The organism is Pseudovibrio sp. POLY-S9 (genome assembly GCF_001431305.1).
Lineage (GTDB): Bacteria > Pseudomonadota > Alphaproteobacteria > Rhizobiales > Stappiaceae > Pseudovibrio.
This window is the reverse complement of sequence record NZ_LCWX01000260.1, coordinates 5486-13298: the sequence shown is the minus strand read 5'-3', so window position 1 is coordinate 13298 and position 7813 is coordinate 5486. Positions and strand designations below refer to the sequence as shown.

Here is a 7813-nt window from a genome sequence, read left to right as displayed (position 1 = left end):
GCCGTTCTAAAAAGAATAGGGGCAATCCCCGTAATGAATGAAATTTTCACACTCTTGTCCTTTGGGGACATGGGCTGGGGCGATGAGATAGCACTTGGCGTTGTTATGACCGTCTCCCTTGCGTTGGCAAGCCTTCCCATTGGCTTGCTTTTGGGGTTTCTGCTGGCGCTTGCGAAGAAGTCCGAAGAGCCTTCTCTCCGCGCTGCAGCCAACATTTACACGACAATTTTTCGGGGACTTCCCGAGCTTCTAACCCTTTTCCTTGTCTATTACGGCGGTCAGATCCTCATTCAACAAGTGCTTGCGCTGTTCGGGGAATTCTATTTTGAGGTAAACGCATTTCTGGCAGGTATGATTGCCCTGTCGCTTGTGTTTTCTTCCTACGCTTCCGAAGCTTTCCTTTCTGCCTTCCGCGCAATCAACAAAGGCCAGTATGAAGGTGCGAATGCGCTCGGTCTGGGATACGTGCAGACCATGCGTCTGGTTATCCTGCCGCAGCTCGTCCGCCTGTCCTTGCCTGCGCTGAGCAATCTGTGGCTCATCTTGCTGAAAGAGACCTCTCTGGTCTCCATTATCGGTCTGGCGGACATTATTCGCTATTCCAATATGGCAGCGCGGACCACCAAAGAACCGTTCCTGTTCTTTTCGGTTGCTTGCGTGATTTATCTCGTTCTGGCTGTGATCTCTTCCGGTGGCATTTCCCGCCTTGATGCATGGGCTAAACGCGGGGAGATCTCCAGATGAGTGATGCATCTATCGGCGCTCTGGGAAGCTACGTTCAATCTCAGGCCATTCAGGCAAAAGCCCCTCCTCCGTCTCCGACATCCCGTCCGTGGACGCCAACGCGTGTTGTCGGCACCACTTGGCTGACACTTTGGATTGTCAGCGGACTGGGCATTGTATGGTTCCTGCTGAATTCAAACAGCGTTGCATTGGTGTTTGGCGGCGAAGGTCTGCTGCCGGTTTCTCTCACCCACAATGCGAAGTTCCTGACTAAGTATGGTGAGAAATTTGTTTCCGGCTTCATCATCACGCTGAAGCTTGTTGGCGTTTCCATGCTGCTGGGCGTTCTGCTCTCCATTCCGATGACCTTCATGCGGATGAGCAAGAACCGTGTTTTGGGCGGCATTGCGTATGGCTACGTCTACTTCTTCCGTGGCACACCGCTGCTGGCACAGGTGTTTCTGATTTATTACGGCGCGGGTACGTTCCGTGAGCCACTGGAATCCGTTGATATTTGGTGGTTCTTCCGGGATGCGTGGAACTGTGCTGTGCTTGCGTTCACGCTGAACACCGCTGCCTATCAGGTGGAAATCCTGCGAGGTTCCATTGAGAACATTGCCAGAGGACAGTGGGAAGCTGCGTCTGCGCTTGGTCTTCCGAAGTGGGTGACTTTCTGGAAAATTATTCTACCGCAGGCTCTGATCGTCTCTCTGCGCCCTTATGGCAACGAGATCATTTTGATGATCAAAGGCTCTGCGATTGTAGCGATCATCACCATCTACGATCTGATGGGTGAAACGCGTCGTGCGTTCTCACGGACCTATGACTTCCAGGCGTATGTTTGGGCCGCGATTGCCTATCTGGTGATGGTGGAGACATTGCGCCGGGCATGGGATCGCATTGAGGCTCGTTTGACGCGCCACCTAAAAAGATAAGCCAATAGGCAGAGATAAATACTTGAAAGCGCGGGTCCAAAAGCCTGCGCTTTTTTCATTGGTACATCTAAGGCTCGTTGCGTTCAGTAACGCTCACGCATCGCGCTCCCGCATCTTTGGTGGAGCGAATTCTTGTCGTTGGATTGAATACAATAAAACGGAACGCGCGCTCGTGAATTTACGTGGTATCTGCTGGTGAAGCTGGTAGTGTTGCTGCGCTCTGATTCAAGATTATAAGGATAGTCCGATGGCAAAGGTCGCGTTTATTGGTTTGGGTGTTATGGGATACCCAATGGCGGGTTTTCTGGCCTCACGTGGTGGGCATGACGTTACCGTTTACAACCGGACAACAGCCAAAGCAGAGGCATGGGCCAAAGAATACGATGGCTCCTTCGCTCTGACCCCTCAGGAGGCCGTTGAGGGCTGTGACGTTGTTTTTGCTTGTGTTGGCAACGACAACGATCTGCGCTCTGTCACGACTGGCGAGAACGGCGCATTTCACGGCATGAAGGCTGGCGCTATCTTCGTGGACCACACCACAGCTTCTGCTCAGGTGGCTCGCGAGCTGGATGAGGCAGCACGTGCGGGGGGATTTTCCTTCCTTGACGCGCCCGTCTCAGGTGGGCAGGCAGGTGCTGAGAATGGTGTGCTGACCGTTATGATTGGCGGCGAGGAAGACATCTTCAATCGCGCAAAACCGTTCATCGATTGCTTTGCAAAGTTTGCCGGTTTGATGGGTCCTGTTGGCGCTGGCCAGCAGACCAAGATGGTCAATCAGATTTGCATTGCTGGTCTGGTGCAGGGTCTGTCTGAGGCAATTCATTTTGCGCAGAAGTCCGGCCTTGATGTTGAGAAAGCTATTTCAGCAGTGCGCGGCGGGGCGGCACAGTCCTGGCAGATGGAGAACCGCTGGGAGACTATGCGTGACGGTGAGTTCGAGCATGGCTTTGCGGTGGACTGGATGCGCAAGGATCTGAAGATCTGTCTTGAGGCAGCTGACGAGGTTGGCGCACGCCTGCCGGTGACAGCGCTGGTGGATCAGTTCTATTCAGAGGTTCAGGGCATGGGTGGCAATCGCTGGGATACCTCCAGCCTGATTGCCCGGCTGAACAACGCCGACAAGAAGTAAGAAAACACAAAGCCCCGATCAAATGACCGGGGCTTTTTTAATTCTCAGTTTTGCCGACCAAGTCCTATGACATGTTTGCTTTTGGCTTTTCGGCGATGATGTAAGACAGTGGCAGTTCAGTTGTGTACTTGATCTGCTCCATCGCAAAGGACGTGGACACGTCTGCGATATTTACCTTTGCAATCAGCCGCTTATAGAAATCATCATAAGCATCAATGTCTGGCACGGCAACGCGCAACAGGTAGTCTACCTGTCCGGCCATACGGTAGAATTCCACCACTTCCGGGAACTCTCGGATGACATCTGCAAATTTGCGGAGCCAGTCGTCGGTGTGTTCGTTGGTGGTGATGGCGACGAAGGCGGTGACTTTGGCGTTGACCTTCTTTGGGTCAAGCACTGCAACGCGGCGGGTGATGACGCCGTCTTCTTCCATCTTCTGGATACGGCGCCAGCATGGGGTGGTTGATAAGCCGACGCGGCGACCGATCTCAGCTACGGGAATGGTGCTGTCTTCTTGTAGAATGGACAGAATGCGACGGTCGATCCTATCGATCATATTATACCCCTATCTCCCACCGGAATTATTGTTTGGCGCAAAATCATTGCAGGAAGCATAAGGTCATGTGAAATGTTATTCCAGCTTCAAACAGCAAGATTTATGCAGGAATATAGGTTTTCGTTCTACGTATAATTAAATTCATGAAATTTATTTTCATCAAGATGGATTTTAGCGGGAGCCAAAGAAAACCGTTCTCATAATTATAGGCACATAAAAAAAGAATCTCTCAAATCAGCTCAAAAGACGGCTTACTTCTTCTTTCAGGAGCGGAAGCAGCTCGTTTTCGAACCAGGGATGCTTTTTTATGTGTGCATTGTTGCGCCAGGAAGGATGAGGGAGCGGAAGAACGCGAGGGCCGAGGCCCTGGGCGTGGCGCTCGACTGTCCTGTCCCAGATTGAACGAAAATCAGCAATTGTTTCCCAGAGGCGTTTTTTGGTCAGCTCGGGCATGTGGTAGGCCTGTGCGTAGCCACCTATTGCCAGCAGTGTTTCAATCTGTGGCATATTGCTGAATATTTCTTGATGCCAGGTCTTCCTACATTCCGGCCTCGGCGGCTTGTCGCCCCCTTTTGAGTCCAATCCCGGAAAACACAGGCCCATGGGGATAATTGCAAGTTTGGCGGGGTCGTAGAAGACCTCTTCACCTATACCCATCCAGTCACGCAAGCGATCTCCTGACGGGTCTGTAAACGGTTTGCCAGAGGCGTGGACGCGCGTTCCCGGTGCCTGACCGCATATGGCGATACGTGCTGTTGAGGACAGCACAACAACTGGCCTTGGCTCGTGGGGCAATGGCTGGCGGATGGGTTGCTCTACACAAACCCTGCACGCGGCAATGCGCTCTCTTAAGCGCTGGAGGTCTCTTTCATCACCTGAAGGGCTGCCTGCACGCCCGGACGCTCTGTCATTTTTGCATACCATCTGCGCAGATTACCAAGTTCCTCAGGGACTTGCAGCTTAATTACGCGAGCAAAGTTGATTGCTGCGAACAATGTGATGTCAGCGATTGAATACCGGTCACCGGCAACAAACTGATTGTCTGCCAGTTGCCTATCAAAAATGGCCAGTGTCTCCAGAACTTTAGGTCTGTTCGCCTCTCCCCATTCCTTGATCTGCGGCTGCTCCAGCGGAGCCATGGCCGGATTGGTGTGGCGGAATACCTGAGAAATCTGGTTTAACAGCCTCAGATCAGCGCGCCGGTTCCACATCTCAATCAGCGCTCTTTCCTTGGCCGTCTGGCCCAGCAAAGGCTTGAGTGGGTTCATTTCTTCTATGTAGCGACAGATGGCACAGCTTTCAGATATCGCTGTTCCATCCTCCAGCACGAGCACGGGCAACCGCTGGAACGGATTGATCGCTTTAAACTCATCTGCCTTCAATTCGCCATGCATGAAATCTACGTAGGCAGTGTTAACCTTAACGCCCTTCTCAGCAAGGAATAGAGTGACGCGAAAAGGGTTAGGTGCTTGCCTATGGCTATAAAGTTTCAACGGTGCCTCCCAACAACCACGAGCTGTTGCCCCTACAATCTAAAAGAGAATCTGTCCCAAAATGGGGCAAAAACCTAGCATTTTTTAGACCCTGTAAACTCAACATTAACCTTATGAATCAGAGCAATCTTAAGAGATCATGTTCATTCTGGTCAAAAGAGCAAGTATCCCGTCAATCTATTGGCACACAGAGGCCGAGAATACATGAACAACGGATCGTCGCAGAATAGTAAGGACAAAACAACTATTAATCGTGCCCGAGCAAATCGCCGGCGCGAGGTTGCACGTACCGTAACGGATGCTCGCGAACGTCTTGGCACCGTTGAGGGCGTGAGACCCAGTTTTGAAGCTGATCTTATTTTGATGTTCGTGAAGAACAGATTGTCCGTGGCCTACGCCATGCCGATGATCGCCATTGTGGCTGCGACCATCTCAAGTGTATGGCTTCCTGTGGAAGTGGCCGGAGGCTGGCTAGCCGCCATGCTGATCGCTCACTCCCTTATTCTTCTTTCTACAAAACGAATGGAAAAAAGCTTAGCTCAGGAAGGTGATCTGCGCTCAATTCGCAGAGAGCTTTTTGCTGGTGACATGCTCTATGGCATTGTTTGGGCTATCTTTTTTATCGGAAACCTGCAGTTCAACACGGATTACGGGTTTGGCGTTTTCCAGTTTGCGACCATGCTGATCGTCATTGCTATGGCGACCATGTTGTCGTCCCCTCTCCCCGGCGCTTTGCTGGCTGCCACGGCCCCGATTACGGGCGCACTGATCTTCAGTTTCTGGCAGTATGACAGCATGCCTCATTATGCGATGGGGATGATGGCGATAGGGGCGCAGCTGTTCTTTTATATCCTCAGCAAACAGTTGCATAACTCCGCTTTGACCTTGCTGGAATACCGCGCAGAGAAGGACCATCTGATCTCCGAGATGGAACAGGTGAATGCAATTTCTCAGGAAGCGCGGCGGCGGGCTGAGGAAGCGAACCTGGCTAAAACACGTTTTCTTGCGACAATGAGTCACGAATTACGCACACCTCTGAATGCGATTCTCGGGTTCTCTGAGGTGATGAAGGACGAAGTTCTTGGCCAGATGCATAATAAAACCTATCTGGATTACTCCAAGGATATCAATCAGTCTGGTGAGCATCTGCTCAATCTGATCAATGAGATTTTAGACCTGTCTCGCATTGAGGCAGGCCGTTATGAGTTGCAGGAGGAACCAGTCTGTCTGCGTGACGTGGCAGCAGCCTGCAAGCACATGATGCACATGCGGGCGGCGGCGAAGAACATCGAGATTCATGAGATATACGAGAGTGGTCTGAGCAAAGTCTGGGCCGATGAAAAAGCCCTGCGCCAGATGGTGCTGAACCTTTTGACCAATGCCGTGAAGTTTACGCCTTCTGAGGGGGAAATCTCAATTCATGTGGGCATCGACAATTCAGGCGGTCAGTACATCAGTGTAAGCGATACAGGTACTGGTATTCCTGAGGAAGAGATCCCTGTGGTGCTGCAGGCTTTTGGTCAGGGCACGCAGGCTATTCAGGATGCAGAGCAAGGCACCGGCCTTGGCCTTTCCATTGTGCAAGCGCTGGCGCATATGCATGAGGGCGAGTTCAAGCTTGCCTCCAAATTGCGAGAAGGAACGCAGGCGACAATCTCGCTGCCAGCCAAGCGCGTGCTGAGCCATATCGACCCGATCCCCACACCAGACCCGAGTACACGCAAGGATAGAGAGCCCTTGCTTCGTGCAGGCTAAGGGTATACGTTCCTAATTTGTTCTAGGCGCGTATATTGGGGGATGTATGCTTCGTGGTTCATGCCATTGCGGTGCAGTTCAATTTGAATTTCGTGAAAATCCAGAATGGCTGACAGAGTGCAATTGCTCTGCCTGTCGTCGTTACGGCACTGTTTGGGCGCACGGATCACCCAGGAATGTGAGCATTGAAAAAGCTCCCGATGCGACATTCACCTATATTTGGGGTGATAAGATGATCGCGTTCCACACCTGTAAAACTTGCGGAAACACCACTCACTGGTCCGATCTGGACGAGGGCTATGACCGTATGGCAGTCAACACACGCCTTGTGCCGATTGAGGATGTGAAAGACATCTCCATCCGTCATTTTGATGGCGCTGATACGGGGCAGTTTCTGGATTAAACCCATTCTCTTTTCATCGTGATCCTGCACCCTGCTTTGCTTTGGGTTTAAGGATCGACGCTTCTATTCATTTACCTATTCATTTACGGGGAGAAACACATGTTACGTGGCTCATGCCATTGCGGTGCAGTTAAGTTTGAATTTCGTGAAAGACCAGAGTGGCTGACGGAGTGTAATTGCTCTGCCTGTCGTCGCTACGGCACCATCTGGGCGCATGGTTCGCCCAAGAACGTGAGTATTGAGAAAGAGCCGGACGCGACCTTTACGTATTTGTGGGGCGACAAGGGCCTTGAGTTCCATACCTGCAAAACGTGCGGAAACACCACGCACTGGGCGCCGGTTGATCCTGACGGGGATAAAATGGCGGTGAACACACGGCTGGTGCCTGCTGAGGATGTGAAAGACATCCGTGTGCGCCACTTTGATGGTGCTGATACCTGGCGCTTTGTCGATTAGCGCAGCTCATCAAACCAACGTTTGCGTTGCTATGTGCGTTGGTTTGAAAGGAAAGCGTTTTTCCTGCGTTATTTGCTGAAATTGAAAAAGGCCGCCTCAACTCGTCTGAGTGAGGCGGCCTTTCTTCAATTTATTCCCCTCCTCGGCGGAGGGGTTATTCTCAAATTAGTCCTGAGCAGCAACGCCTGCATCAGCGAAGGTCGCCATGCCTGTATGCGTTGCTGCTGCTGCTTTGATGATGCCAGCTGCGATGGCTGCACCGGAACCTTCACCCAAACGCATGCCCAGATCCAAAAGAGGCTTGCCGCCCATCTCGGTCAGGGCGCGGCGGTGTGCAGGCTCAGCGGAGGCATGAGAGAACAC

The 7813-nt window shown here is 52.0% G+C and carries 10 protein-coding genes; 6 read left to right on the top strand and 4 right to left on the bottom strand.

Annotated elements, in window-relative coordinates; genetic code table 11:
• Positions 1–33: 33 nt before the first annotated feature.
• The 3 genes from PPL9_RS29060 (at position 34) to PPL9_RS29050 (ending at position 2787) form a co-directional block, all read left to right on the top strand.
• On the top strand, positions 34–744 hold the full coding sequence (locus PPL9_RS29060; RefSeq protein ID WP_057465985.1) for an ABC transporter permease: 711 nt from the start codon (positions 34–36) through the stop codon (positions 742–744).
• Complete coding sequence (locus tag PPL9_RS29055; RefSeq protein WP_057465984.1) at positions 741–1658, top strand: ABC transporter permease; 918 nt, start codon at positions 741–743, stop codon at positions 1656–1658. The genes PPL9_RS29060 and PPL9_RS29055 overlap by 4 nt, the downstream gene beginning before the upstream one ends.
• A gap of 247 nt (positions 1659–1905) precedes the next feature.
• A complete protein-coding gene (locus tag PPL9_RS29050; protein ID WP_057465983.1) occupies positions 1906–2787 on the top strand; it encodes an NAD(P)-dependent oxidoreductase in 882 nt (293 codons plus the stop codon).
• 64 nt (positions 2788–2851) lie between these two features.
• Here the strand turns inward: PPL9_RS29050 and PPL9_RS29045 are convergent, their stop codons facing one another.
• From PPL9_RS29045 to PPL9_RS29035, 3 genes are all read right to left on the bottom strand, one after another.
• On the bottom strand, positions 2852–3343 hold the full coding sequence (locus PPL9_RS29045; RefSeq protein WP_057465982.1) for an Lrp/AsnC family transcriptional regulator: 492 nt from the start codon (positions 3341–3343) through the stop codon (positions 2852–2854).
• A gap of 234 nt (positions 3344–3577) precedes the next feature.
• The gene (locus PPL9_RS29040; protein WP_082597181.1) at positions 3578–4111 is read right to left on the bottom strand and encodes a uracil-DNA glycosylase family protein; all 534 of its coding nucleotides are present in this window, start codon (positions 4109–4111) and stop codon (positions 3578–3580) included.
• 80 nt (positions 4112–4191) lie between these two features.
• Positions 4192–4836 (bottom strand): glutathione S-transferase, encoded by a 645-nt coding sequence (locus PPL9_RS29035; protein WP_082597167.1) that lies wholly within the window; start codon positions 4834–4836, stop codon positions 4192–4194.
• A 204-nt stretch (positions 4837–5040) separates the two neighbouring features.
• On the opposite strand from PPL9_RS29035, the gene PPL9_RS29030 reads away from it, so the two are divergent.
• From PPL9_RS29030 to PPL9_RS33930, 3 genes are all read left to right on the top strand, one after another.
• Complete coding sequence (locus tag PPL9_RS29030; RefSeq protein ID WP_280139093.1) at positions 5041–6591, top strand: HAMP domain-containing sensor histidine kinase; 1551 nt, start codon at positions 5041–5043, stop codon at positions 6589–6591.
• Positions 6592–6769: 178 nt separating this feature from the next.
• Positions 6770–6994, top strand: a complete 225-nt coding sequence (locus PPL9_RS34565; protein WP_057466171.1) for a hypothetical protein — start codon at positions 6770–6772, stop codon at positions 6992–6994.
• A gap of 99 nt (positions 6995–7093) precedes the next feature.
• Positions 7094–7450, top strand: a complete 357-nt coding sequence (locus PPL9_RS33930) for a GFA family protein (RefSeq protein ID WP_208989713.1) — start codon at positions 7094–7096, stop codon at positions 7448–7450.
• 165 nt (positions 7451–7615) lie between these two features.
• Here PPL9_RS33930 and PPL9_RS29015 read toward each other — a convergent pair.
• Positions 7616–7813: nicotinate-nucleotide--dimethylbenzimidazole phosphoribosyltransferase (locus PPL9_RS29015; RefSeq protein ID WP_200962386.1), on the bottom strand; the 198-nt coding region annotated here is incomplete at its 5' end.

Excerpts from the sequence above, each read along its gene's own strand:
- PPL9_RS29060 (WP_057465985.1), top strand. The coding sequence starts at position 34 with ATGAATGAAATTTTCACACTCTTGTCCTTTGGGGACATGGGCTGGGGC.
- PPL9_RS29055 (WP_057465984.1), top strand. The coding sequence starts at position 741 with ATGAGTGATGCATCTATCGGCGCTCTGGGAAGCTACGTTCAATCTCAG.
- PPL9_RS29050 (WP_057465983.1), top strand. The coding sequence starts at position 1,906 with ATGGCAAAGGTCGCGTTTATTGGTTTGGGTGTTATGGGATACCCAATG.
- PPL9_RS29045 (WP_057465982.1), bottom strand. The coding sequence starts at position 3,343 with ATGATCGATAGGATCGACCGTCGCATTCTGTCCATTCTACAAGAAGAC.
- PPL9_RS29030 (WP_280139093.1), top strand. The coding sequence starts at position 5,041 with ATGAACAACGGATCGTCGCAGAATAGTAAGGACAAAACAACTATTAAT.
- PPL9_RS33930 (WP_208989713.1), top strand. The coding sequence starts at position 7,094 with ATGTTACGTGGCTCATGCCATTGCGGTGCAGTTAAGTTTGAATTTCGT.